Source organism: Streptomyces sp. NPDC013187, assembly GCF_042899705.1.
In the GTDB taxonomy this organism is placed as follows: domain Bacteria; phylum Actinomycetota; class Actinomycetes; order Streptomycetales; family Streptomycetaceae; genus Streptomyces; species Streptomyces hawaiiensis_A.
On record NZ_JBIBAF010000003.1, the window covers coordinates 227,639 to 251,284 of the forward strand.

Annotated in this window: 21 protein-coding genes; 13 read left to right on the plus strand and 8 right to left on the minus strand. The window is 72.4% G+C overall.

Features of this window, described 5'->3' with window-relative positions:
- The first annotated feature begins 153 nt into the window (after nucleotides 1-153).
- The 5 genes from ACFY5B_RS06965 to ACFY5B_RS06985 all read left to right on the plus strand — a co-directional run bounded on the left by ACFY5B_RS06965 (nucleotide 154) and on the right by ACFY5B_RS06985 (nucleotide 4,267).
- A complete protein-coding gene (locus ACFY5B_RS06965) occupies nucleotides 154-1,044 on the plus strand; it encodes an NAD(P)-dependent oxidoreductase (protein WP_389965594.1) in 891 nt (296 codons plus the stop codon).
- 214 nt (nucleotides 1,045-1,258) lie between these two features.
- On the plus strand, nucleotides 1,259-2,320 hold the full coding sequence (locus ACFY5B_RS06970; protein WP_389965597.1) for an N-acetylmuramoyl-L-alanine amidase: 1,062 nt from the start codon (nucleotides 1,259-1,261) through the stop codon (nucleotides 2,318-2,320).
- A gap of 194 nt (nucleotides 2,321-2,514) precedes the next feature.
- Complete coding sequence (locus ACFY5B_RS06975) at nucleotides 2,515-3,636, plus strand: acyltransferase family protein (protein ID WP_389965600.1); 1,122 nt, start codon at nucleotides 2,515-2,517, stop codon at nucleotides 3,634-3,636.
- 55 nt (nucleotides 3,637-3,691) lie between these two features.
- Nucleotides 3,692-3,925 (plus strand): DUF2945 domain-containing protein, encoded by a 234-nt coding sequence (locus ACFY5B_RS06980; RefSeq protein ID WP_389965603.1) that lies wholly within the window; start codon nucleotides 3,692-3,694, stop codon nucleotides 3,923-3,925.
- 6 nt (nucleotides 3,926-3,931) lie between these two features.
- Entirely contained in the window at nucleotides 3,932-4,267 is a 336-nt protein-coding gene (locus ACFY5B_RS06985) for a DUF3140 domain-containing protein (protein WP_389965605.1), read from the plus strand.
- A 55-nt stretch (nucleotides 4,268-4,322) separates the two neighbouring features.
- On the opposite strand, the gene ACFY5B_RS06990 is transcribed toward ACFY5B_RS06985, so the two are convergent.
- From ACFY5B_RS06990 to ACFY5B_RS07010, 5 genes are all read right to left on the minus strand, one after another.
- Nucleotides 4,323-4,493, minus strand: coding sequence for a hypothetical protein (locus ACFY5B_RS06990; protein ID WP_389965607.1), 171 nt, complete (start codon nucleotides 4,491-4,493; stop codon nucleotides 4,323-4,325).
- 233 nt (nucleotides 4,494-4,726) lie between these two features.
- Complete coding sequence (locus tag ACFY5B_RS06995; RefSeq protein ID WP_389965610.1) at nucleotides 4,727-4,957, minus strand: hypothetical protein; 231 nt, start codon at nucleotides 4,955-4,957, stop codon at nucleotides 4,727-4,729.
- Between the two features lie 389 nt (nucleotides 4,958-5,346).
- Complete coding sequence (locus ACFY5B_RS07000) at nucleotides 5,347-6,405, minus strand: hemolysin family protein (protein ID WP_389965613.1); 1,059 nt, start codon at nucleotides 6,403-6,405, stop codon at nucleotides 5,347-5,349.
- Complete coding sequence (locus ACFY5B_RS07005) at nucleotides 6,402-7,745, minus strand: hemolysin family protein (protein WP_389965615.1); 1,344 nt, start codon at nucleotides 7,743-7,745, stop codon at nucleotides 6,402-6,404. The genes ACFY5B_RS07000 and ACFY5B_RS07005 overlap by 4 nt, the downstream gene beginning before the upstream one ends.
- A gap of 215 nt (nucleotides 7,746-7,960) precedes the next feature.
- Nucleotides 7,961-8,464, minus strand: a complete 504-nt coding sequence (locus ACFY5B_RS07010; protein WP_389965618.1) for a MarR family winged helix-turn-helix transcriptional regulator — start codon at nucleotides 8,462-8,464, stop codon at nucleotides 7,961-7,963.
- Nucleotides 8,465-8,580: 116 nt separating this feature from the next.
- Between ACFY5B_RS07010 and ACFY5B_RS07015 the strand changes: the two genes are divergently transcribed.
- Nucleotides 8,581-9,096, plus strand: coding sequence for a YceI family protein (locus ACFY5B_RS07015; RefSeq protein WP_389965620.1), 516 nt, complete (start codon nucleotides 8,581-8,583; stop codon nucleotides 9,094-9,096).
- Between the two features lie 8 nt (nucleotides 9,097-9,104).
- Here ACFY5B_RS07015 and ACFY5B_RS07020 read toward each other — a convergent pair whose 3' ends face one another.
- A complete protein-coding gene (locus ACFY5B_RS07020; RefSeq protein ID WP_389966450.1) occupies nucleotides 9,105-10,811 on the minus strand; it encodes a hypothetical protein in 1,707 nt (568 codons plus the stop codon).
- A 240-nt stretch (nucleotides 10,812-11,051) separates the two neighbouring features.
- Nucleotides 11,052-15,071, minus strand: coding sequence for a molybdopterin-dependent oxidoreductase (locus ACFY5B_RS07025; RefSeq protein ID WP_389965623.1), 4,020 nt, complete (start codon nucleotides 15,069-15,071; stop codon nucleotides 11,052-11,054).
- Nucleotides 15,072-15,263: 192 nt separating this feature from the next.
- Between ACFY5B_RS07025 and ACFY5B_RS07030 the strand changes: the two genes are divergently transcribed.
- The 4 genes from ACFY5B_RS07030 (at nucleotide 15,264) to ACFY5B_RS07045 (ending at nucleotide 17,989) form a co-directional block, all read left to right on the plus strand.
- A complete protein-coding gene (locus tag ACFY5B_RS07030) occupies nucleotides 15,264-15,659 on the plus strand; it encodes a cell division protein SepF (protein WP_030838486.1) in 396 nt (131 codons plus the stop codon).
- A gap of 72 nt (nucleotides 15,660-15,731) precedes the next feature.
- Nucleotides 15,732-16,970: an ATP-binding protein gene (locus ACFY5B_RS07035; protein WP_389965626.1), complete on the plus strand. Its 1,239-nt coding sequence runs from the start codon at nucleotides 15,732-15,734 to the stop codon at nucleotides 16,968-16,970.
- Nucleotides 16,963-17,322 (plus strand): nucleotide pyrophosphohydrolase, encoded by a 360-nt coding sequence (locus ACFY5B_RS07040; protein ID WP_361881789.1) that lies wholly within the window; start codon nucleotides 16,963-16,965, stop codon nucleotides 17,320-17,322. Before ACFY5B_RS07035 ends, ACFY5B_RS07040 begins: the two co-directional genes overlap by 8 nt.
- Nucleotides 17,323-17,518: 196 nt before the next feature.
- Complete coding sequence (locus ACFY5B_RS07045; RefSeq protein ID WP_389965629.1) at nucleotides 17,519-17,989, plus strand: DUF6099 family protein; 471 nt, start codon at nucleotides 17,519-17,521, stop codon at nucleotides 17,987-17,989.
- 137 nt (nucleotides 17,990-18,126) lie between these two features.
- Here ACFY5B_RS07045 and ACFY5B_RS07050 read toward each other — a convergent pair whose 3' ends face one another.
- Entirely contained in the window at nucleotides 18,127-18,297 is a 171-nt protein-coding gene (locus ACFY5B_RS07050) for a hypothetical protein (RefSeq protein ID WP_389965632.1), read from the minus strand.
- A 239-nt stretch (nucleotides 18,298-18,536) separates the two neighbouring features.
- Between ACFY5B_RS07050 and ACFY5B_RS07055 the strand changes: the two genes are divergently transcribed.
- The 3 genes from ACFY5B_RS07055 to ACFY5B_RS07065 all read left to right on the plus strand — a co-directional run bounded on the left by ACFY5B_RS07055 (nucleotide 18,537) and on the right by ACFY5B_RS07065 (nucleotide 23,614).
- Nucleotides 18,537-19,457, plus strand: coding sequence for an LLM class F420-dependent oxidoreductase (locus tag ACFY5B_RS07055; RefSeq protein ID WP_389965634.1), 921 nt, complete (start codon nucleotides 18,537-18,539; stop codon nucleotides 19,455-19,457).
- A gap of 156 nt (nucleotides 19,458-19,613) precedes the next feature.
- Nucleotides 19,614-21,077: a 3' terminal RNA ribose 2'-O-methyltransferase Hen1 gene (locus ACFY5B_RS07060; RefSeq protein WP_389965637.1), complete on the plus strand. Its 1,464-nt coding sequence runs from the start codon at nucleotides 19,614-19,616 to the stop codon at nucleotides 21,075-21,077.
- Complete coding sequence (locus ACFY5B_RS07065) at nucleotides 21,074-23,614, plus strand: polynucleotide kinase-phosphatase (protein ID WP_389965640.1); 2,541 nt, start codon at nucleotides 21,074-21,076, stop codon at nucleotides 23,612-23,614. Before ACFY5B_RS07060 ends, ACFY5B_RS07065 begins: the two co-directional genes overlap by 4 nt.
- Nucleotides 23,615-23,646 lie beyond the last annotated feature (32 nt).

The window sequence follows — 23,646 nt, forward strand, 5'->3', positions numbered from 1 at the left end:
AGCGTGCGCCCGAGGCGTTTCCGAAGTGGTCCGAAGCGCATCCGAAGGGGCGTTTGCCAGGGTTCGCCGAGGAGGGCGTGGACCGCCCTCTCGCCGGTGCGCGTCCCCGCACGCCGGCGCGCAGCGCATCACTTCCTACGGAGGAACGGATTCATGGGTGACAACCACACCTCGGTGTCGGTGCTCGGACTCGGCCTGATGGGGCAGGCCCTGGCCGCCGCCTTCCTGAAGGCGGGCCACGCCACCACCGTGTGGAACCGCTCGGCGGACAAGGCCGACGGTCTCGTCGCGGACGGCGCGGTCCTCGCCGCGCACCCCGCCGACGCCGTCGCGGCGAGTGACCTCGTGGTCGTGTGCGTGTCGACGTACGACGTGGTGCACGACGTCATCGGCTCGCTCGGCGAACTCCTGCGCGGCAGAACCGTCGTCAACCTGACCACGGGCTCCTCCGAGCAGGCCCGCCGGACCGCCGAGTGGGCGGCGAAGAACGGCGTGCGGTACCTCGACGGCGCCATCATGATCACGCCGCCCGGCATCGGCGCCCCGACCTCCGTCCTCTTCTACGCCGGTGAGCAGGCCGTCTTCGACGCCCACGAGCCCGTGCTGAAGCTCCTCGGCGGCGGCACCACCTACCTCGGCGCCGACCACGGCAAGCCCGCCCTGTTCGACGTGTCGCTGCTCGGCCTGATGTGGGGCGCCCTGAACAGCTTCCTGCACGGGGTCGCCATCGTGGAGACCGGCGGCGTCAAGGCCCAGGAGTTCCTGCCCTGGGCGCACATGTGGCTGGACGCCATCAAGATGTTCACCGCCGACTACGCCGCGCAGATCGACGCCGGCGACGAGAGGTTCCCGGCCAACGACGCCACCCTGGAGACGCATCTGGGTGCGCTCAAGCATCTCGTGGAGGAGAGCGAGGCACTCGGCGTCGACACCGAACTGCCCAAGTATTCCGAGGCGTTGATGGAGCGCATCATCGCCCAGGGCCACGCCGGGAACAGCTACGCCAGTGTCGTGAAGGCGTACCGCCGGGCCGCAGCGTCGTAATCGCGCCGATTTTCACCACGTCGTGTACGGCGAGGTGAGCAACGGGTCGAGCGGCGCGAGAATGGTGAGTGCCTGACGGCGGCACTGCGGGATCAGGCACGCTGCGAGATCAGCATGCCCCGAGATCAGGCACGCTCCGAGATCAGGCCGCTCCCCACATGTGATCGGACCGTCTTCAGACCGGCACGCACGCGCCGGAACGGAGGACTGACTCATGGCCACCCCGCTCACCGCCGCCCGGCTCGTCGCCGCGTTGAAGGCCGAGGGCTGCACCGTTCACGAAGTCGCCGGCTGGCGCACCAACAACCGCAACCACAAGGGCCCTTGGGGCCCCGTGCACGGCGTGGTGATCCATCACACCGTCACCGGCCCCGGCACGGACGTCGTCGGGCTGATCTTCCACGGCCACAGTGCCCTGCCCGGCCCGCTCGCCACCGGGTGCATCACCAAGGACGGCGTCGTCCACCTCACCGGCAACGGCCGGGCCAACCATGCCGGCGGCGGGGACGGCGACGTCCTCGACGCCGTCATCGGCGAGTCGTACGGCACGTATCCGCCCCCGACGCACGAGCACGACGGCTCGGCCGGGGCGGTCGACGGCAACGCCCGGTTCTACGGCTGGGAGTGCGAGAACAAGGGCGACGGCAGGGACCCTTGGCCGCCCGCCCAGTACCTCGCGATGGTCAAGGCCGCCGCCGCCGTCTGCCGCGCGCACGGCTGGGGCCCCAAGAGCACCATCGGCCACCTGGAGTGGAGCGACTGGAAAGTCGACCCGCGCGGATTCGACATGGCCGGCTTCCGCCGTGACGTCGCCGATGCCCTGGCCCTCCCGGCGGGCCGGTGGGAAGGAGAGGACCCGATGCCCCAGTACGTCAACCTCGGTGCCGCCGAGCCGTACGACCTCGCGCCCGGCGCCTGGGACTCGGTCGAGTTCACCACGGAGTGGACCGACGAGACCGGCGACCACGCCACCGGCGGAAGCGTCTTCGCCCGTGGCCCGGCCCGCTTCGGCGGAACCCTCAGCCTGCACATCGACGGACTGCCGGCGGGCGCCGTGGTCCAGGCGCGCATGACGGAGTACGAGGACGACCAGCAGTTCGTGGACCACCCGATCCACGAGATCGTCGGGACGGGCGGCGGCACCTTCGTGGTCCTGCCCGTGACCAAGCGGGTCCCGTCGGGCCGGAGCATGCGGGTGCGGCTGCTGAACCAGGCCGCCGTACCGGTCACCGTCGCGAGCGCCGTGCTGACCGTGCTGGTGTGGAAGGAGACTTGAGCACCGAAGGGCGGGAGACGATCGCCCGCCCCGGCACGTATACCCGGGCATGAACCGAAGCGAGCCATGTCCGTTACGAGTTGAACGAACGCACGGCCCTGTGATTAGGGTGCGGGCGATGTTCTGCGCACACTCCCTTCCTTTACTCCCGGCCGGAAGAGGCGCCCACGCCTCGAGTCGCTTCGGGAGGGCCCGTGAGTGACACGATGACCGCGGTCCGCCCGGACACGGAAACGACTCCGCGGGCGCGCACGGAAGAGCAGGACGCCGCGCCCCGCCCGGCCCGGCAGCGGGACGCGTTCTTCGACAACGCCAAGTACCTCGCGATCGTGCTCGTGGCCGTGGGGCACGCCTGGGAGCCACTGCGCCAGGGCAGCAGGACCGTCACCGCCCTCTACACCCTCGTCTACGCCTTCCACATGCCGGCGTTCATCATCATCTCCGGCTACTTCTCGCGCACCTTCGACGGCAGCCCGGCCCGGCTCAAGCGCCTGGTCACCGGCGTCGTCGTCCCGTACGTGGTGTTCGAGACGGCGTACACCCTGTTCACCCGCTGGTCCAGCCAGGACCCCGACCGCCCGGTCAGCCTGCTGGACCCCCTGTACCTCACCTGGTTCCTCGCGGCGCTGTTCGTCTGGCGGCTGACCACGCCCCTGTGGCGGCTGGTGCGGTGGCCGCTCCCGCTCGCCCTGGTCATCGCGATGGCCGCGACGACCGCGCCGTCCATCGGACACGACCTCGATCTGCAGCGCACCCTGCAGTTCCTGCCGTACTTCGTGTTCGGTCTGCTGCTGGGGCCGGAGCACTTCCGGCTTGCGCGACGGCGCAAGGCGCGGCTCCTCGCCGTGCCGGTGGCCGTCTGCGCCCTGGGCCTGGCGTACTGGGCGGTTCCGCGGATGGACTACGCCTGGTTCTTCCACGCGGACAGCGCCCGGGAGCTGGGGGTCCCCCTCTGGTACGGGCCCCTGATGACACTGGCCGTCTTCGGCTGCTCCCTCGTCCTGGTCGGCTGTTTCCTCGCCTGGGTGCCCGGGCGGCGGACCTGGTTCACGGTGCTGGGCGCCGGCACCCTGTCCGGCTACCTGCTGCACGGTTTCGTCGCGCAGGCCGCGAAGCACTGGGGCTGGTACGAGCCGGCCTGGGTCCGCGGGCCGGCCGGGGTGATCGCCGCCACCCTGGTCGCGGCCGTCGTCGTCACCGCACTGTGCACACCGCCCGTACGGCGCGCCGTCCGCCGTGTGACGGAGCCCCGGATGGCGTGGGCCTTCAACGACACGGCCACCGGGCGGGCGGGCGCCCGCCGAGCTGCGCCCTGACCGCCCAGCCCGCACGCTGGAAGGACATCACACGTCTCGGCGAGGGAGTACCGGCATGGCGAAGGGCCGCAGCGAGGGCGGGAAACCGAAGAAGGGCGACAAGGTCACCTGGAGCAGTCACGGCAGCCGCACCGAGGGCGAGGTGGAGCGGGAGATCACCGAACGGACCGAGGCGTCCGGCCGCACGGTCGACGCCTCGCCGGACGATCCGCAGTACGAAGTGCGCAGCGACAAGTCCGGCAGGACCGCGGTGCACAAGCCGTCCGCGCTCAAGAAGAAGAAGAAGTGAGGCGGCGTGGACAGCGGGGAGCGCGAGGAGACCTGGAACGACTTCCGTGAGCTGGTGAACATGACACCGGCCGGTCTGGAGAAGTGGCTGGAGTCCGACGACTCGCGAAACGCCGGGCAGCACCAGGACGGGGGCGAGTCCACCGGACACGCCTCCGGCCGTCGGATCGTGGCGATCCTGCGGGCCAAGAAGGCCGACCTCACGGACGACGACTACCGGCACATGCGCAAGGTCGTCGGCTACGTCCGCCGTCACCTGGCCCAGCGGCCCTCCGGGGACGTACGGGACTCACGCTGGCGGCACTCCCTGATGAACTGGGGCCACGACCCGCTCGCCGGGTGACGGGCCGGCGGGGGAGCGACCGCACGGATCCCGGGAGGCGCGATGCCCCCCGGGGTCACGCCGCGCCGGTCTCCTGCGGGGCCGGTGCGACCCCGTTCAGCGCCTGGCTCATCTGGTGCTGGGTCTCTTCGGCCACCACACGGGCCTCCTCCACGACGTCGCCGCGTTCGCGTATGAGGCTCTCGTAGATCGGGAGTTCTCCGGTCGAGATCGAGTCGGTCTTCACAGGGGTGTTCCTATCGCTTTGCAGGCGGGATCTGAGGGGTCCGAGTAAGTCTGCGTCACGCCCTCTCGCCGTGTTACTCACCCCCGGGGTGTCCAGATTTCCGTCACGTGTTTCGCAAATCCCTCACGTGTGCCGCCGGCTTCAGGGCGAGGTCCGCTGCCGTGGCCGACACACGGCCCGCATGCGAAAAGGGCCCCGGGAATCGCTTCCCGGGGCCCGCTGCGCGGATGTCGTCAGAGCGACGTCGTGTGGATGCCCGCGTTCGCGCCCGCGGCCGCGCCCTCCGGCGAGACGACCGCCTGCACGGCGGCGCAGGCCTCGCCGGCCAGGGGGCCGACCAGGTTGGCGGAGAGGCCGCCCACGAGGCCCGCGGAGACATCGACGCCGCCCGCGTTGCCGCCGGCGACGGCGTCCAGGTCGGCGTCGGTGAGCTCGGCGGTGTCGACCCGAGGAGTGAGGTTCATGGGGGTGTTTCCCTTCGCGTGAATGTCTCGCAGTGGCGGTGAGCGCGGGTGCTCGCAGGAATCCGGAGTCCACGATTCCGTCCCGGTCGCTCCCGCCGTGCGCAGGATCAAAGCACTCCCCGGAGAAGAGATCCAACCGCCCGCCGACGCCACACGCCTCCTCGCGGCCACCGCCTTCACCGCTGTGACCACCGGGTCACGGGATGCACCCACTCCTTCACACAGCCCGTCGCCCGGCCGGGCGCGGGACGCTTGCGCCCCGATTCCCGAAGCGGGCACTTCACCGCCAAGTCCCCGGGGCGCGGCCGGGACGCGGCGGTGGCCCGGGCACCTGGCGACATCCCGGCGCACGGTGTGCAGATGTGCTGGATGTTCGGGCCCCAGCCCCGTCATGCCCCGGGCCCCGACCTCCGGTCGGGCGCGGGCTCGTCCCGGCCGGCCGGCTGCAGCAGCCGGGCCAGCAGGTCGTCCAGGGTGACCAGGCCCGAGAGCCGGCCGGAGTCGTCGCGGACCACGGCCAGGGACGAGCGGCGGCGGCGCAGCACCTCGATGGCGTCGGCGACCGTGGCGGTCTCCGCCAGCTCGGGCACCGGCCGGGCGAGGTCCCGCGCGGTCGTGGCCCGGCCCCGGGCCCGGGCCACCAATGCGTCCCGGGCGTGCACCGAGCCGAGGACCGTGCCGTTCTCCCGGACCAGCATGCGGGTCCGGTCGTGCTCGGCGGCGAAACGCAGCAGCGCGTCGAGGTCCGCTTCGCCCTCGACCCAGGTGATCTCGGCGGCCGGGATCCGCAGCGCCGCGACCGGGGTCTCCGGCTCGGTCAGCGAGCGGGTCAGCAGCTCCGAGTCGGTCGCGCTGATCAGACCCAGCCGCTCCGACTCCTCCACCAGGTGCGTCAGCTGCTCCCGGTTGTGCACGGAGGCCAGCTCGTCCCGCGGGGCCACCCGGCACAGCCGTACCAGGGCGTTGCTCACCCGGTTGAGCAGCCGGATCAGCGGGCGTACGGCCCGCACCACGGCCCGGAAGGGCGGCGACAGCAGCATCGCCGAACGCTCCGGGTGGGCGATCGCCCACGACTTGGGCGCCATCTCGCCGACCACCATGTGCAGGAACACCACCACGACCATCGCCACGGCGAAGGCCACGCCGTAGCTCACGGAACTGGGCAGGCCCAGGGCGTGCAGCAGCGGGTCGAGTTCGTGCGAGATCGCCGGCTTGGACACCGAACCCAGGCCCAGCGTGCACACGGTGATGCCCAGCTGGGCGCCGGCCAGCATCAGCGACAGCTCGCGCATCCCGGCCAGGGCCGCCCCGGCACCGCGCCGCCCCTCGGCGGCCGCCTTCTCCAGGCGGTGCCGTTTGGCGGCGACGAGGGCGAACTCGGCCGCGACGAAGAATCCGCTGCCGGTCAGCAGCAGCACGGTCACGAAGACCGCCATCGGGAAACTCACGCCATCTCCCCGGCTTCCACGGCCTCCACGAGCAAGGCGATCCGGACGCGGTCGGCCACGTGCCGGTCCAGCGTGCGGACGTCGATCACGGCCCGGCCACCCTCGGGCAGCTCGACCGTGACCCGGTCGCCGACCGTCGGGAAGCGGCCGAGCCGGTCCACGACCAGGCCGGCCACGGTGTCGTAGTCGTCGTCCTCCGGCAGCCGGACCCCGGTCGCCTCGGCCACCTCGTCCACCCGGCGGCCGGCGTCCACCAGCCAGCCGTCCCCGTCCGCGACGGCCAGCAGGATGACCTTGTCGGACTCGTCGGCGATGTCACCGACCAGTTCCTCGGCGATGTCCTCGTACGTGACGACGCCGGCCACGCCGCCGTGCTCGTCCAGGACGACCGCGAACTCGTCGTCGTGCTCCCGCATCCGCGTCACCGCGTCGGGTAGTGCGAGCGTGTCCGGCAGCAGCAGCGGTCGCCGGGCCACCTCACCGGCGCGCGCCCCGGCCAGTCGGGCGGCGGGCAGCGCCATCAGCTCGCGCACGCCCAGCACGCCCACGATGTCGTCCGGGTGGTCGCCGAGCACGGGGTAGTTGGAGTGGCCGTGCCGGGCGATCAGGTCGATCGCCTCCTCCGCGCCGGCGTCCTTGCGGACGAACACGGCGTCGGCGCGCGGCACCATCACCTCGTCGAGGGCACGCTCGGAGAATTCCAGCGCGTGGTCCAGCAGCGCGGCGGTGTCCTCCGGAAGCTCCCCCCGCTCATGGGACTCGCCGATCAGATGGCCCAGCTCCTCCAGCGTGGCGCCGTGGTGCAGTTCCCCGACGGGCTCGATCCCGGTCTTGCGCAGCAGCCGGTCGGCCGCGCCGTCGAAGATCCGAACGACCGGGCCGACGACCCTCAGGTACGCCAGTGTGGACGGGGCCAGCGCCTTCGCCAGCCGCTCGGGCACGGCGATCGCGAGGTTCTTCGGGGCGAGTTCGCCGAGGACCATCTGTACGACCGTGGCCAGCACGAAGGCGAGTGCGACGGCGACGGTGCCGACGGCCGCGTCGGGCAGCCCGAGGCCCGACAGGGTGGGCCTGAGCAGCGCGGACACCGACGGTTCGGCGATGAAGCCGACCACCAGGCCGGTGACGGTGATGCCGAGCTGCGCGCCGGACAGCATGAACGACAGCCGCTCCAGCACCGTGAGGGCACGGGCGGCCTTGCGGTCCCCGGCCTCGGCCTCACGGGCGAGGGTGAGCCGGTCGGCGGAGACGTAGGCGAACTCCTGGGCGACGAAGTAGCCGGTGCCCGCGGTCAGCACGAACACGGCGAGCAGGCCCAGCAGGGCCTCGGCGGCACTCATCGAACACCACCCCGCCGTGTGCCGCGATCAATGGTGCCGTGGCGGGATGGTCGGGGACTGTGCCCCGGAGGGTCCGTCGATCTGGCGGACAAGAACGTGCTCCTCAGTCGTGTGGTGTGGCATCCGGTTCAACGCTCGCCGTCGCGCCGGTGTTCCCGGATTCTACGGCCCTGTAGATGAAGCGATGAGGGGACCGGAGTCCGGCTGGATCCGGCTCACCCCCCGCCTGAGTCCCCCGCCGGATCCGGCACCAGCCCCCGCATCGCCGCACACTGGTCCGGCCCCATGAAGCGCGCCAGGGACTCGGTGACCGTCTCGGCCAGCGGGGCGGAGGCTTCCTTCAGCAGGCGGCGGGCCTTGTCCGTGAGGGCGACCTCGACGCCCCGCTTGTCGCCGCAGACCGATCTGCGGGTGACGAGGCCGGCGTGCTGGAGGCAGGCGATCTGGTAGGTGAGGCGGGTCTTCGGACGGCCGAGGAGCTCCGCGACACGGGTCATGCGCAGGCCGCCCTCGGGCTGCTCCGCGAGCAGGCACAGCACCAGGAACTCGTCGTGTGAGACGTCCAGCCTGTCCTTCACGGCCGCGCGCAGCCGTTGTTCCACCGCTCCCGTCGCGGCCAGCAGCAGCATCCAGGCGCGCAACTCCGGCGGCAGCAGCCCGCCATCGCCGCTGGACGGGCATTCGGGCAGGTCGGTGGGGTGCTCCTCCGGGTCGGACATGCCCTCGAGTCTACCTGTCGTCCAAATTTGGAGAAGAAGGGTTGTTCAAATTTGGATGAGCGGCTAGCGTGCCCAGCAGTCATCCAAATTTGCACTACTTGCCGAGGAGAACGATCATGACCGTCGCCGTGGAAACCGGACAGTGGCAGCTCGACGCGACCGCCTCGACCGTCGGCATCCGGCACAAGACCATGTGGGGCCTGGTCACCGTGAAGGGCACCTTCGGCGCCCTCGGCGGGACGGGCGAGGTCCGGCCCGACGGGTCCGCCGTCGGCACCCTGACCTTCGACGTCGCCTCCCTCGACACCGGCAACGCCAAGCGCGACACCCACCTGAGGTCCGAGCACTTCTTCGACGCCGACCACCACCCCGAGATCACCTTCGCGGCCCGCAGCGCCGAGCTCCGCGACGGGGACCAGGTGCACGTGGTCGGACAGCTCACCGTGCGCGGCATCAGCAGGCCGCTGTCCCTGACCGCGCGCGTGACGGAGAGGGACGCCACGGGCCTCACCCTCGACACCGAGTTCGGCGTGGACCGCGAGCAGTTCGGCATGGGCTGGAACCAGCTGGGCATGATCCGCGGCCGCACGACTGTCACCGCCGGCCTCCGCTTCACCCGGGCCACCGCCTGACACCCGGGTCAGCCCGGGCGCGCGACCTTCTGCACATCCGCGCTCGACAACGTCTGCGGCGACGCCGTGAACGCGCGCAGGCGGATCCGGGCTCCGGGGCGGGGCAGTGGGAAGCGGCCCGCGGGCGGGCGGAGTTCGTAGGGGGCGGTGCCGTGCGCGGACAAGGTGCGCGGGCCCCGGACGACCCGCCAGTACGGGCCCATGCCCTGGCCGGTGGTCAGCATGAAGTGCGGGGTGAGCGCGGTGTCACCGGTGTTGGTGACCTGGAGGGCGAGGCGGGAGACGGTCGCCGCGGTGGGGTGCCGGACCGCCGTGACCCGCATCAGCAAGGGCGGTGTGCCCGTCGCCGCCACGGCCGCGCAGGCCGCCGCCGGCGCCAGCAACAGCACGGTCGCGGCCACACGCGCAGGACGGCCGCGCACTCCCCTCGGCAGGCCCGCACGAGGCTGCCACGCCCGGACGAACGCCGACGCCGGAGCGGTCACCGCCGCCGCCAGCCACAGCGGCGTCATCAGCAGGTAGTAGCCGTCCTGCGACCGGGTCGCCAGGTAGAAGACGCACCAGGGCAGCACGGTCGCCGCCGGCCCCAGCCGACGTACGAACAGCGCGAACAGGGCGAGCAGCCCCGCGAAGAGCAGCAGGCTCGCGTGGGAGTACCAGCCGATCCGGTCGCTGCCGTCCGTGAGGTACAGCGAGATGCCGACCACGCCCTGGCCGTGCAGCACGGCCCCTTGGGTGAGCGGCAGGGCGATCCCCGTGAGCCAGCGCCCCGGCTCGCTCACGACGAAATAGGCGTTGATCAGCAGCCACCCGCCGGCCGCCACCCCGGCGAACCGCAGCACCACCAGCGCCGCCGCCCGGCCGCCCAGCTCACCGCGCCGCACCGCGTAGATCCCGGCCAGCAGGAACGGTGCCAGGAACCAGGGGAGTTGCTGCGCCGCGCACGCCGCACCCAGACACACCGCCCGTCCCAGGCCCGCGGCCCCCAGCCGCCCGCCCTCACCGGTACGGGGCCAGCGCACCACCACCGGCACCAGCAGCGCCAGCGCCACGACCGCCGGGTAGCCGAGCCGCCCGTACGACGGCAGCATCCCGAAGCCCAGACACACCAGGGTCGCCGCCGACCGCCACGGCGCCGGAAGCATCCGCCACAGCACGACCGTCCCGGTGATCAGCGCGCCCGTGCTCACCGCCGTCGCCGGAGTGCCCCCGTGGCCCAGCCACAGCAGCGGCACCGTCAACAGCGGGGCGAGCGGCGGGTAGCCGTAGGTGAAGTCGTAGCCGCCGGTCACCGTCGGGGTGAGGGCCACGCCGTGGCCGAAGAGCCAGGGCCACGGCTGCCCGTACACCGGGCGCCCCGCGGCCAGTTCCCGCGCCGCCTGGGTGGTGAGCAGAGCCTCGTCGGAGCCGTTGTGGAGCATGATCCACGCGCACAGGGTGAGGGTCACGCCCGTCACCAGCACGCACAGATCCACCCTGGCCAGCGACCGGACCCGGCGGACGACCAGGGCCAGCACCCCGCACGTCAGGATCGAGGCGTAGCACAGCGAGATCACGGCGGCCACGGCAGGACGGTGACCGGCCGCCGACGTCCACACCGCCCGCGTGCCGATCAGCAGACCGATGTCGGCGAGCAGGGTCAGGACGCGGTGCCACTGGGCCGGGGGAGCCGGCGGCGTGGAGACCGCCGACTGGGTGCGCGGGCCGGGCACCACCAGCGTCGTTTCTGCCGAGTACACGCCGCAGGACGCTAATCGCCGCCGGTGAGCGGGACCCGGAGGGAGGTGAAGATTCCGGTGTGCTCCGGGTAAGGGGCCTGTTCGGTCAGCGCACGGCTCGGTGCAGTGCACGGGCTCGGTGCAGTGCACGGGCTCGGTGCAGTGCACGTCCCAGCTCAGTCCGTCTCACTTCAGTACACGTCTCACTCCAGTGCACGGCTCGGCTCGATGCACCGCTCAGTACACGTCCCGCACGTACCGCTTGTCCGCCGCGAGCTGCTTCACGTAAGCGGCGGCCTCGGCCTCGCCCAGCCCGCCGTGCGCCACCGCGATGTCCCGCAGCGCCCGGTCCACGTCCTTCGCCATCCGGGAGGCGTCACCGCACACGTAGAAGCGGGCCCCGTCGCGCAGCCAGTGCCACAGCTCCGGCCCGTGCTCGCGCATCCGGTCCTGCACGTACACCTTGTTGCGCTGGTCCCGGGAGAAGGCGGTGTCCAGCCGCGTGAGCCAGCCCTCGTCGAGCAGCGCCGTCAGTTCCTCCTCGTAGTAGAAGTCCGTCGCCCGGTGCTGCTCCCCGAAGAACAGCCAGGAGGGGGCCCGGTGGCCGAGCGCCCGCCGCTCCTCCAGGAAGCCCAGGAAGGGCGCCACACCGGTGCCGGGGCCGACCATGATCATCGGTGTCGAGGCGTCCGCCGGAGGCCGGAAGTGCGGTGAGCGCTGCACGAACACCGGCACCTCCGTGTCCGGGTCGGCGTCCGCGAGGTACGGCGAGCAGACCCCGCCGCGCGCCCGGCCGTGCAGGTTCTCGTACCGCACCACGGACACCGTCAGCGACACCCGGTGGGGGTCGGCCAGCGGGCTGGACGATATGGAGTACAGCCGCGGCTGCAGCCTGCGCAGCACCGCGGCCCACTCCTCGGCGCTCGCCCGCACCGCGTACTCGGCGAGCACGTCCACGGCCTGCCGACCCCAACTCCACTGCGCCAGCCCGTCCTTGTTGTCCGGCCGCAGCAGCCTGCGCAACTCGTGCTTGTCCCGGGCGCGTTCGGCGACGAAGCGGAGCAGATCGGGGGTGATCCGGGTGATGTCGAGATGCCGGTGCAGCGCCTCACCGAACGGCACCTCGCCGACACCGTCGACCGTCACGGCCGCCCCTGCGTCCACCCCGGTCACCGCCAGCCACTCCTCCACCAGCGAGGGCGCGTTGACCGGCCGCACACCGAGCGCGTCCCCGGCCTCGTACGCCAGGTCCGTCCCGCTCGTGTCGAGGGTGAACCGCCGGACCTCCTTGCCCGCCCCGGCCCGGCTGAGCAGCCGGTTGCCGACGAGCCGGGCCGTGGTGACCGGCTTGGACCCGGCCCTGGGCTTCGCGACCGGGGCCGCGGATTTCTCACCCAGCGCCGAGAGCACCTGGTCGAGCCACTGCCCGGCGGACGGCTCGAAGTCCGGCTCGCAGTCCGTGCGCGGGGCCAGCCGCACCCCGCCCAGTTCGTCGAGGCGCGCGTCCAGCCGCCGCCCGTGGCCGCAGAAGTCGTCGTACGAGGAGTCGCCGAAAGCCAGCACCGCGTACCGCACCCCGTCCAGCCGCGGGGCCAGCTCGCCGGAGAGCGCGTCCCAGAAGCCGGAGCCGTTGTCGGGCGCGTCGCCGTCCCCGAAGGTGCTGGTGATGAACAGCAGGTCGGCCGTGCGGGCGAGCGTGCCGACGTCGGCGTCGTCCATGCCGACGAGGGTCGTACGGTGCCCCGTCGAGGTCAGCCGCTCGGCGGTCGCGGTGGCGAACTCCTCCGCGTTCCCGGTCTGCGAGGCCCACAGCACGACGACCTCACGCCCGGGCCGGTCCTGCGGCGCCGCCGCCCCGGTGCGTGAGTACATCCCGGCCAGGACCCCGTTGACCCACAGCGCGTGCTCGGGCGAGAAGGGCGCGTCGGGCGGCAGCACCGGCACCCCGGGGGCGCCCGAGCCGAGGCCCGCGAGAAATCCGGTGAGGTACTGCCGCTCCTGGGCGGAGAGCACCGGGGGAGGGGAAGGGTCCAGTCCGAAGGGGTTCGCGGTGCCCGGCGTCACGGCCGTGGGCGTCAGGGCCGGGGCCTGCGGCGCGGGCGCCGCCACCTTCGCCAGCGACACCGCGCACGCCTTGAACTCCGGCTGGAACGACAGCGGATCCACCGCGTCGCTCGTCACCGCGTTGACGCTCAGGTACTCGCCGAACAGGTCGTTCCAGTGGAACGGCGCGAAGCAGCACCCCGGCCGCACCCGGTCCGTCACCACGGCCGGCAGCACGGCCCGCCCGCGGCGGGAGGCCACCTCCACGAGGTCGTCCTCGTCGACCCCGAGCGCCGCGGCGTCCTCCGGGTGCAGCTCCACGAACGGCCCGGGATTCAGCTTGTTGAGCTTGGCGACCTTCCCGGTCTTGGTGAGGGTGTGCCACTGGTGCTGCACCCGCCCGGTGTTGAGCACGAACGGATAGTCGTCGTCCGGCAGTTCGGCGGCGGGCAGATGCGGCCGCGCGAAGAACACGGCCCGTCCGGAAGCCGTGGGGAAGCGCAGCCCCTCGTCACCCGCGTACCGGATCGGATTGCGCTCCGGCCCGTCCTCCCGCGCGGCCGGCCACTGCACGGGCGTCTGGCGCAGCCGCGCGTAGGAGACCCCACGCAGATCCCAGCCGGTCTTCGGGTTCCAGAACCGCCGGATCTCCTCGAAGACCTGCTCGGCGCTGTCGTACGAGAACCCCTTCTCGTAGCCCATCGCACACGCCACCTCGGCGATGATCCGCCAGTCGGCCATCGCCTCCCCGGGCGGGTCCGCCGCCTGCTGGGTCAGCGTGAGGTTGCGCTCGCTGTTGACGAACACCCCCTCGGCCTCGGTCCACATCGCGCCGGGCAGGACGACATCGGCGTACGCGTTCGTCTCGGTGTCCGCGAACACGTCCTGCGTGACGACGAACTCGGCGGCTTCCAGACCCTCGATGACCGTACGGCGATTGGCGACCGAGGCGACCGGGTTGGTGCAGATGATCCAGCAGGCCTTGATCTCCCCGTCGGTCATCCGCCGGAACATGTCGACGGTGCCCTGCCCGGCCCCGTCGGCGCGCAGCGTGCCCGGCGGCAGCTCCCACACCTCCTCGGTGAAGGCCCGCTCCTCGTCCACGAGCACCGACCGCTGCCCCGGCAGCCCCGGCCCCATGTAGCCCATCTCACGCCCGCCCATGGCGTTGGGCTGCCCGGTCAGGGAGAACGGCCCGGCGCCGGGACGGCAGATCGCTCCCGTCGCCAGATGCAGATTGACCAGGGCGTTGGTGTTCCAGGTGCCGTGCGTGGACTGGTTCAGCCCCATGGTCCAGCAGCTCATCCACCGCTTGCCCGCCGCACCGATGATCCGGGCCGCCTCGCGCAGGTCGTCCTCGTCGACGCCGGTGATCCCGGCGACGGCGGCCGGGTGGTAGTCGGCGAGGAAATCGGGCAGGGCTTCCCAGCCCTCGGTGTGGGCCGACACGAACTCCGGGTCGGTATGCCCTCCCTCATGCAGCAGATGCAGCAGGCCGTTCAGCAACGCGAGATCGGTCCCCGGCCTGACCTGCAGGAACAGATCCGCCTTGGCGGCCGTCGCGGTCCGCCGGGGGTCGACGACGATCAGCTTGGCGCCCGCTTTGACCCGCTCCATCATCCGCAGGAACAGGATCGGATGGCAGTCGGCCATGTTGGACCCGATGACGAGAAAGGCGTCCGCCCGGTCGAAGTCCTCGTACGACCCCGGCGGCCCGTCCGCGCCCAGCGACAGCTTGTAGCCGGTGCCGGCGCTCGCCATGCACAGCCGTGAGTTCGACTCGATCCGGTTCGTGCCCACGAACCCCTTGGCCAGCTTGTTCGCCAGATACTGCGCCTCCAGGCTCATCTGCCCGGACACGTAGAAGGCGACCGCGTCCGGCCCGTGCTCGTCGACGATCGCCCGCAGCCGCGCCGCCGTCTCGGCGATCGCGTCGGCGACGGGCGCCGGGACCGCCTCCTCGCCCCGGACGTCCCGCACCAGGGCGCCGGTCAGCCGCCCGGGCGCGGCGAGCAGGTCGGCCGTGGTGGCGCCCTTCGTGCACAGCCGCCCCGCGTTCGCCGGATGCGCCTTGTCACCGGACGCCTTCAGCACCGTGCGCCGCCCGTCCGGGCCCGCCCCCACATCGAGCACGAGGCCGCAGCCGACACCGCAGTACGAGCAGACGGTGCGCACCTGCCGTGTGTCCGGCCGGTCTCCGGGGGTCGTGGTCATGCCTCGACGGTACGAATCGCCCGTTACGCCTCTGTCACACGGCTTGATCATCGGGAGTTACGCCCGTCACACAGCCGCCTTCCGGCCGTTGTGAGGTGCATTGAGGTCGCGGAGCGTGTCGCATTGGGCCGAACGGGTGACTCTGCGCAAGAATTGCCCGATGCAGACAGCGAGCGCGAGCCAGGACGGAGCATGCCGGTGAACAGCCACGATGTCACCGACGAACAGTGGGAGGGGCTCGCCCAGGTCGTGCCGCTGCGGGGCCGGGACGCCTGGCCGTCCGCCGTCGGCCACCGGTCCATACCGGAGGCCGAGACCGAGACCCGCCGCCGTTTCGTCGTCCTGCGCGTGAACGTCTTCGCCGATGCCCGGGACGTCGCCGAGCGGCTGATGGCGGGCGTTCCCGTCCTCCTCGACCTCACCGGCGCGGAGACGGAGGTCGCCAAGCGGGTCCTCGACTTCAGCACGGGCGTGGTCTTCGGCCTGGCCAGCGGAATGCACCGGGTGGACCGCAACGTGTTCCTGCTGACGCCGGCGGGGACCGAGGTGACGGGGCTGATGGAAGGGGCGGGCCTCCCAGGGGTGTGACCGTAGCTCGTTCGTAGGAAGCCCTCGACGACGGAACGGTTCGTCCCGCCGACGGAGCCCTACCGTCCGGACATGACCCAGCCCGCTCGTCCGGACATGACCCCACCCGCTCTCCCCGACCGGCCCGCGCCCCCTGACCGGCCGGCCCTCCGCGACCGGTCCGCCGCACCCGTCCCACCCGCTCTCCCCGTCCACCCCGACCGCCCCCGCGTCACCGAACTGCGCCTGGCCGCCTTCACCACCCACCGGCGCGCCGCGTTCCCGCTCGGGCCCCTCACCCTGCTCGCCGGTCGCAGCGGCTGCGGCAAGACCAGCGCGCTGCGGGCGTACGAGGCCCTCGCCCGGCTCGGGGGCGGCGCCGAGCTCGGTGAGGCGTTCCCCGACCCGGTCGCCTGTGTGCCGGAGCGGGCCCGGCCCGACGCGCAGCGCCGCCGCGGCTTCCGCATCGGCTGCACGGCCGACGGCCCCGCCGGCCCGGTCCGTCTCGACGTGGCCGTGCAGGCCGAGCCCGAACTGCGTGTCGTGGGTGAGCGGTTGACGGCCGACGGGCTGGTCCTCCTGGAGACCGCCCTGCGCGACCCGGGCAAGCGCGCCGTGCAGGCCGCGTGGCACACGGCCGGGCCGACGCCCGTGACCCGCGGCCCGCTCCCGGACGACCGGCTCGGCACCGCCCTGCTGCCCCTGCGCGTCGCCGGCAAGACACCGGGGCAGCGCAGGGTGCTGGCGGCGGCCGAGCAGATGGTCGTCGCCCTGCGCTCCGCCTTCGCCTGCGACCCCGAACCCGCCCGTATGCGCGACCCCGTGGTGGCCGGCTCCGGCCGCCTCCGGGGTGGCTGCGGCAACCTCGCGGACGTGCTGTGGCGCACCCGGGCCGAGTGCGGGCGGCGGCACGCGCAGCTCGTGGCGGCGGTGCGGGCCGGATGCGGCGGGCCGGTGGAGGACGTGCTCGCCCGGCTGAACGGCAACGGAACGGTCGCCGCAGCCGTCGACCGGGGCGACGGCTTCCACACGGACCTCGGCCGGCTCGGCCACGGTGAACTCCGCTACCTCGCCTTCGCGTTGGTTCTCCTCACCGGACCCGGTGTGCTGGAGGTCGACCCGGTCGGCGAGGTGCCCGCCGCCCTGCAGTCGCTCACGATCCTCGCCGACGGTTTCGACCGGGGTCTGGACCCACGGCAACGACGCGAGTTGCTGGGCCTCGCGGCCCGGATGTGCGAGCGGGGGCACATCCGGCTCGTCGGCGCGGTCAGCGACGGTTCGTGGGCCGCCGGGACGGCGGGGGCCACGGTGGTACACCTGGACCGTGACTGATCCACTGGACGCATCGCAGCCCGGCCCCCACGGCGAGCCCCTCGACGTGGCGACACTGCAACGCCGGCTGGCCGAGTTCGCCGCCGCGCGGAACTGGCAGCCGTACCACACCCCCAAGAACCTGGCCACGGCCCTCAGCGTCGAGGCGTCCGAACTGGTCGAGATCTTCCAGTGGTTGACGCCCGAGGAGTCGGCCCGGGTCATGGCCGACCCGGACACCGCGCACCGCGTCACCGACGAGGTCGCCGACGTGCTCGCGTATCTGCTCCAGCTGTGCGAGGTGCTCGGCGTCGACCCGCTGGCGGCGCTGGACGCGAAGATCGACCGGAACGAGCGGAGGTTCCCGATCTGACGGACGCCCCGTCGCCTGGAACAAAGAAATCCAGTTGTACTCTGCGTAATTGAAAAGCGGCCCGCATCCGAATCGTTGTCCGCAATTTTCCGCCTTCCTCTGGCTTTTCGTCTCACACCCCTTCACTCTGGGTAGTGAACAAGGGAGTGCGGGCAGACGGACGCGCGCAGCGCGTCGGACAAGACGGGGGCAGCGCATGGACGCGGTGCGGCTCATCGTGACGAGCAGGCGGTCCCTGACGGCGGGCAAGGACGCGCGGGAGACCCTGGCCGAGGTGTGGCAGGCGCAGGCCCTCGCGCAGGCCATAGGCAGCCGCCTCGCGGTCGCCGGACCACCCGAACTGCGCGGCGAGGCACTGGGGTTGACGGAGCTGGCGGGCCGGGGCTGCGGTGTCCTCGACCCGCCGGTGCTGGCCCCCGGTGAGCTGCGGGCGGGCCAGCTCACCGAGTTGGGCGACGCCCGCCACACCCTGATGCACCTCGGCGGCCTCCTCGGCGAGGTCGGCATCGCCCTGGTCGCCCTGGCCAGCGCCGCCGACGACGAGGGCACGTACTGGCAGTGCATGGAGGCCATCGACGCGGCGGACGAGTCCCGCGACCGCGTCCTGGAGATGCTCCGCAGACTCGCGGACCGGGAACAGGCGTTGCCGGAGCGAGAAGCGGGGTAGGGCGCGGGGCAGGGAGGCGCAAAACCCTTTCGAGCCGAAGCAGGCGCGGGTCCTGAGCCGAGTGGGAGGAGGCGGGGGTCCTGAGCCGAGTGGGAGGAGGCGCGACCCGCTCGGCCGGCCGTGCGGTCCCCGGCCCCCTAGCCCGCTTGTCCCTCCTCGACGACCCTCCGTTCCACATCCCCCACCTGAAGGTCCGCGTCCAACGCCGACAGATCCGCGTTCAACGCCGCCATCAGCTCCTCCATCTGCTGCAACAGCCCTTTCGGCTGCCCGGTCCCGCCCTGCTGCGGCACGGTCTCTTCGGACATGACGGCCTCCTCGGCCCCCGGCCCCCGGGGAGGCCGACGCGGGTGACGCCCCGGCGGTCCACCCCCCGGTGCGGAAGCCGGGGGCTCCGGCTCCGCCCGAGCCAACGATCACCATCGGGGCCGGTCACTGGCCCGGTCGCCAGGGCCCCGCGGTATTGACGTAATTTCACCCGACCGGGGACCGGACGGTACGGGGGACCGACCGCGTGATCGCACACCCCGGCGTGCAGGATGGAAGCATGGATCTGCGCATCTTCACCGAGCCCCAGCAGGGGGCCACCTACGACACTCTGCTCACCGTCGCCAAGGCCACCGAGGATCTCGGCTTCGACGCCTTCTTCCGTTCCGATCACTATCTCCGCATGGGCAACGTGGACGGCCTGCCCGGCCCCACCGACGCCTGGATCACCCTGGCCGGACTCGCCCGCGAGACCAAGCGCATCCGGCTCGGCACCCTGATGACCGCCGGCACGTTCCGGCTCCCCGGCGTGCTCGCCATCCAGGTCGCCCAGGTCGACCAGATGTCCGGCGGCCGGGTCGAACTCGGCCTCGGCGCCGGCTGGTTCGAGGAGGAGCACAAGGCCTACGGCATCCCCTTCCCGAAGGAGAAGTTCGCCCGCCTCGAGGAGCAGCTGGAGGTCGTCACCGGCCTGTGGGGGACGGACCCCGGCAAGACCTTCGACTTCCACGGCACCTACTACGACCTCACGGACTCTCCCGCCCTGCCCAAGCCGGCCCAGCGGAAGATCCCCGTGCTCGTCGGCGGCCACGGCCCGTCCCGCACCCCGCGGCTGGCCGCCAAGTACGCCGACGAGTTCAACATGCCCTTCGGCTCCGTCGAGGACAGCGAGCGCCAGTTCGGCCGGGTCCGCGCCGCCGCGGAGGAAGCGGGCCGCGGCGACGAGCTGACGTACTCCAACGCCCTCGTGGTCTGCGTGGGCCGGGACGACGCGGAGGTCGCCCGCCGGGCCGCCGCGATCGGCCGTGAGGTCGACGAGCTGAAGCTCAACGGCCTGGCCGGCTCCCCGGCCGAGGTCGTCGACAAGATCGGCCGCTACGCCGAGATCGGCTCCCGCCGCATCTACCTCCAGGTCCTCGACCTCGACGACCTCGACCACCTGGAGCTGATCTCCGCGCAGGTGCAGTCGCAGCTCTCGTAGAGGGCCCGCCCGACCGCCCTCGATAAACGAAGGCGCTGGTGGGCACAGGTGTGCGAAGCTGTGGACGTCGTCCTGCCGAGCCCCCAGGATCACCCTTCCTGGGGGCTCTCGCGCGTACGGCACCGAAAACATCCACCAGCCGGAGAGGCCCTCCGCATGTTCCTGACCATCACCACCACCGGCACTCCCGAACGCCCCGCCACCGACCTCGGCTACCTGCTGCACAAGCATCCCGACAACGCGCAGGCGTTCTCCACCTCTTACGGCACGGCCCACGTCCTCTACCCCGAGGCCGAGGCCGGGCGCTGCACGGCGGCGCTGCTGCTGGAAGTGGACGCGGTGGCACTGGTCAGGCGCGGCAAGGGCAAGGGCCGCGGCGGCGCCCCGGACGCGGCCCTCGCGCAGTACGTCAACGACCGCCCCTACGCGGCCTCCTCCCTGCTCGCCGTGGCGCTGAGCAGCGTCTTCTCCAGCGCGATGAAGGGCGTCTGCAACGCCCGGCCGGAGCTGCCCGGCCAGGCCAGGCCACTGCGCGTCGAGGTGCCCGCCCTGCCCGCCCGTGGCGGCCCCGACCTCGTACGCAAGCTCTTCGAGCCGCTCGGCTGGACCGTCACCGTCGAACCGGTGCCGCTGGACAGCGAGTTCCCCGACTGGGGCGACTCGCGGTACGTGAGCCTGGTCCTGGAGTCGGACGCGCTCACCCTCGCCGAGGCCCTGCGGCATCTCTACGTCCTGCTCCCCGTCCTCGACGACGCCAAGCACTACTGGGTCGCCCCCGACGAGGTCGACAAGCTGCTGCGCGTCGGTGAGGGCTGGCTGCCCGCACACCCGGAGCAGCGGCTGATCACCAGCCGCTACCTGTCGCGCCGCTGGTCGCTGACCCGGCAGGCCACCGAGCGCCTGGAGCTGGTGCGGCTCGCCGAGGCCGACGACAGCGAGGTCGAGGAGATCGACAACGCGGTCGAGGCGGAGACCGAGGCCGAGGAGAAACCGACCCCGCTGGCCGTGCAGCGCCGCGAGGCGATCGTCACGGCGCTCCGGCAGTCCGGCGCCGCCCGCGTCCTCGACCTCGGCTGCGGGCAGGGCCAGTTGGTGCAGACCCTGCTCAAGGACCCGGCGTTCACCGAGATCGTGGGTGTCGACGTGTCGATGCGCGCCCTCACCATCGCCTCCCGGCGGCTCAAGCTGGACCGCATGGGCGAGCGGCAGGCCTCCCGCGTCCGGCTCTTCCAGGGCTCCCTCGCCTACACCGACGTCCGGCTCAAGGGCTACGACGCCGCCGTGCTCAGCGAGGTCGTCGAGCACCTCGACCTGCCCCGGCTGCCCGCCCTGGAGTACGCGGTGTTCGGCTCGGCCCGGCCGAGGACGGTCCTCGTGACCACCCCCAACGTCGAGTACAACGTGCGCTGGGAGTCCCTCCCGGCCGGCCACGTCCGGCACGGCGACCACCGCTTCGAATGGACCCGCGCGGAGTTCCGCGCCTGGGCGGAGGCGGTCGCCGAACGGCACGGCTACGGCGTCGAGTTCGTCGCCGTCGGCCCCGACGACCCCGAGGTGGGGCCGCCCACCCAGATGGCCGTGTTCACGATGACCAGCCCGAAGGAGGCGAAGGCGGCATGACCGACACACAGCAGGGGCGCGTGCTGCCCGTCACCGACCTGTCCCTGGTGGTGCTGGTCGGGGCCACCGGCTCCGGCAAGTCCACCTTCGCCCGCAGGCACTTCAAGCCCACCGAGGTCATCTCCTCCGACTTCTGCCGCGGCCTCGTCTCGGACGACGAGAACGACCAGAGCGCCACCAAGGACGCCTTCGACGTCCTGCACTACATCGCGGGCAAGCGCCTGGCCGCCGGCCGCCGCACCGTCGTGGACGCGACCAGCGTGCAGTCCGACGCCCGCCGCCAGCTCATCGACCTGGCCAAGCAGTACGACGTGCTGCCCATCGCGATCGTGCTCGACGTGCCCGAGGAGGTGTGCGCCGAACGCAACGCGGCCCGCACCGACCGCGCCGACATGCCCCGCCGGGTCATCCACCGCCACACCCGCGAACTGCGCCGCTCGCTGCGGCACCTGGAGCGCGAGGGCTTCCGCAAGGTGCACATCCTGCGGGGCGTAGAGGAGGTCGAGCACGCCACGGTCGTCACCGAGAAGCGTTTCAACGACCTCACCCACCTCACCGGCCCGTTCGACATCATCGGCGACATCCACGGCTGCGCCGCCGAACTGGAGGCGCTGCTCGGCAAGCTGGGCTACGTCGACGGCGTCCACCCGGAGGGCCGTACGGCCGTCTTCGTCGGCGACCTGGTCGACCGCGGCCCGGACAGCCCCGGCGTGCTGCGCCGCGTGATGGCGATGGTGAAGTCCGGCAACGCCCTGTGCGTGCCCGGCAACCACGAGAACAAGTACGGCCGTTACCTGCGCGGCCGCAAGGTCCAGCACACCCACGGCCTCGCCGAGACCATCGAGCAGATGGCGGGCGAGAGCGAGGAGTTCCTCGCCGAGGTACGGGAGTTCCTCGACGGCCTCGTCAGCCACTACGTCCTCGACGGCGGCCGGCTGGTCGTCTGCCACGCCGGTCTGCCCGAGAAGTACCACGGCCGCACCTCCGGGCGCGTCCGCAGCCACGCCCTGTACGGCGACACCACCGGGGAGACCGACGAGTTCGGCCTGCCCGTGCGCTACCCGTGGGCGGAGGACTACCGGGGCCGGGCCGCGGTCGTCTACGGCCACACCCCGGTGCCGGAGGCGACCTGGCTCAACAACACCATCTGCCTGGACACCGGCGCGGTCTTCGGCGGCAAGCTCACCGCCCTGCGCTGGCCGGAGCGCGAGCTGGCCGAGGTCCCGGCGGAGCAGGTCTGGTACGAGCCGACGAAGCCGCTGCGCTCCGAGGCGCCGGGCGGGCAGGACGGCCGTCCGCTGGACCTGGCGGACGTGCGGGGCCGCCGGGTCGTCGAGACCCGGCACCAGGGACGCGTCGCGATCCGCGAGGAGAACGCGGCGGCGGCCCTGGAGGTCATGAGCCGCTTCGCGGTGGACCCGCGGCTGCTTCCGTACCTCCCGCCGACCATGGCCCCGACGGCCACGAGTCACGTCGAGGGCTACCTGGAGCACCCCGAGGAGGCCTTCGCCCAGTACAAGGACGACGGTGTCGCGCGGGTCGTGTGCGAGGAGAAGCACATGGGCTCGCGGGCGGTGGCCCTGGTGTGCCGCGACGCGGAGGCGGCCCGCAAGCGGTTCGGCGTGGACGGGCCCACCGGAGCCCTCTACACCCGCACCGGACGGCCCTTCCTCGACGACGACGGCCTCACCGAAGAGATCCTCGACCGGGTGCGCAAGGCGGCCGACGAGGCCGGCCTCTGGGACGCGCTGGAGACGGACTGGCTGCTGCTGGACGCCGAGCTGATGCCCTGGTCGCTGAAGGCGTCCGGACTGCTGCGCTCGCAGTACGCCGCCGTGGGCGCCGCGTCCGGCGCGGTGCTCCCGCAGGCGCTGGCCGCCCTCCAGGGCGCGGCGGCACGCGGCGTGGACGTGGCCGGTCTGCTGACCCGCACCGGCGAACGCGCCACCGACGCCGCCGCGTTCACCGAGGCGTACCGCCGCTACTGCTGGACCACGGACGGCCTGGACGGCGTGCGCCTGGCACCGTTCCAGATGCTCGCGGTCCAGGGACGCAGCCTCGCCGGCCTGCCGCACGACGAGCAGCTCGCCCTGCTCGACCGGCTCGTGGAGCACGACGGCAGCGGCCTGCTCCAGACCACCCGTCGCCTCTACGTCGACACCGCCGACCCGGAGTCGGTGCAGGCCGGCGTCGACTGGTGGCTGGAGATGACCGGCCGCGGCGGCGAGGGCATGGTCGTCAAGCCGGTCGGCGCGGTGGTCCGCGACGGCCAGGGCCGCCTGGTGCAGCCCGGCATCAAGTGCCGCGGCCGCGAGTACCTGCGGATCATCTACGGCCCGGAGTACACCCGCCCGGAGAACCTCGCCCGCCTGCGCTCGCGGTTCCTCAACCACAAGCGGTCCCTGGCGATCCGCGAATACGCCCTGGGCCTGGAGGCCCTGGACCGCCTGGCCGAGGGCGAGCCGCTGTGGCGGGTGCACGAGGCGGTGTTCGGGGTGCTGGCGCTGGAGTCGGAGCCGGTGGACCCGCGGCTGTGAGCCCTGGGCCCGGGCGTGCGGGGTGAGGGGGT

What these genes read in the sequence shown, in the direction of transcription:
- ACFY5B_RS07025 (WP_389965623.1), bottom strand. Translation starts at nt 15,071, where the DNA reads ATGACCACGACCCCCGGAGACCGGCCGGACACACGGCAGGTGCGCACC.
- ACFY5B_RS06980 (WP_389965603.1), top strand. Translation starts at nt 3,692, where the DNA reads ATGGCGAAGGGCCGCAGCGAGGGCGGGAAACCGAAGAAGGGCGACAAG.
- ACFY5B_RS07050 (WP_389965632.1), bottom strand. Translation starts at nt 18,297, where the DNA reads ATGTCCGAAGAGACCGTGCCGCAGCAGGGCGGGACCGGGCAGCCGAAA.
- ACFY5B_RS06970 (WP_389965597.1), top strand. Translation starts at nt 1,259, where the DNA reads ATGGCCACCCCGCTCACCGCCGCCCGGCTCGTCGCCGCGTTGAAGGCC.
- ACFY5B_RS07010 (WP_389965618.1), bottom strand. Translation starts at nt 8,464, where the DNA reads ATGTCCGACCCGGAGGAGCACCCCACCGACCTGCCCGAATGCCCGTCC.
- ACFY5B_RS07060 (WP_389965637.1), top strand. Translation starts at nt 19,614, where the DNA reads ATGTTCCTGACCATCACCACCACCGGCACTCCCGAACGCCCCGCCACC.
- ACFY5B_RS06965 (WP_389965594.1), top strand. Translation starts at nt 154, where the DNA reads ATGGGTGACAACCACACCTCGGTGTCGGTGCTCGGACTCGGCCTGATG.
- ACFY5B_RS07015 (WP_389965620.1), top strand. Translation starts at nt 8,581, where the DNA reads ATGACCGTCGCCGTGGAAACCGGACAGTGGCAGCTCGACGCGACCGCC.
- ACFY5B_RS07005 (WP_389965615.1), bottom strand. Translation starts at nt 7,745, where the DNA reads ATGAGTGCCGCCGAGGCCCTGCTGGGCCTGCTCGCCGTGTTCGTGCTG.
- ACFY5B_RS07055 (WP_389965634.1), top strand. Translation starts at nt 18,537, where the DNA reads ATGGATCTGCGCATCTTCACCGAGCCCCAGCAGGGGGCCACCTACGAC.
- ACFY5B_RS07045 (WP_389965629.1), top strand. Translation starts at nt 17,519, where the DNA reads ATGGACGCGGTGCGGCTCATCGTGACGAGCAGGCGGTCCCTGACGGCG.
- ACFY5B_RS06995 (WP_389965610.1), bottom strand. Translation starts at nt 4,957, where the DNA reads ATGAACCTCACTCCTCGGGTCGACACCGCCGAGCTCACCGACGCCGAC.
- ACFY5B_RS07035 (WP_389965626.1), top strand. Translation starts at nt 15,732, where the DNA reads ATGACCCAGCCCGCTCGTCCGGACATGACCCCACCCGCTCTCCCCGAC.
- ACFY5B_RS07065 (WP_389965640.1), top strand. Translation starts at nt 21,074, where the DNA reads ATGACCGACACACAGCAGGGGCGCGTGCTGCCCGTCACCGACCTGTCC.
- ACFY5B_RS07030 (WP_030838486.1), top strand. Translation starts at nt 15,264, where the DNA reads ATGCCGGTGAACAGCCACGATGTCACCGACGAACAGTGGGAGGGGCTC.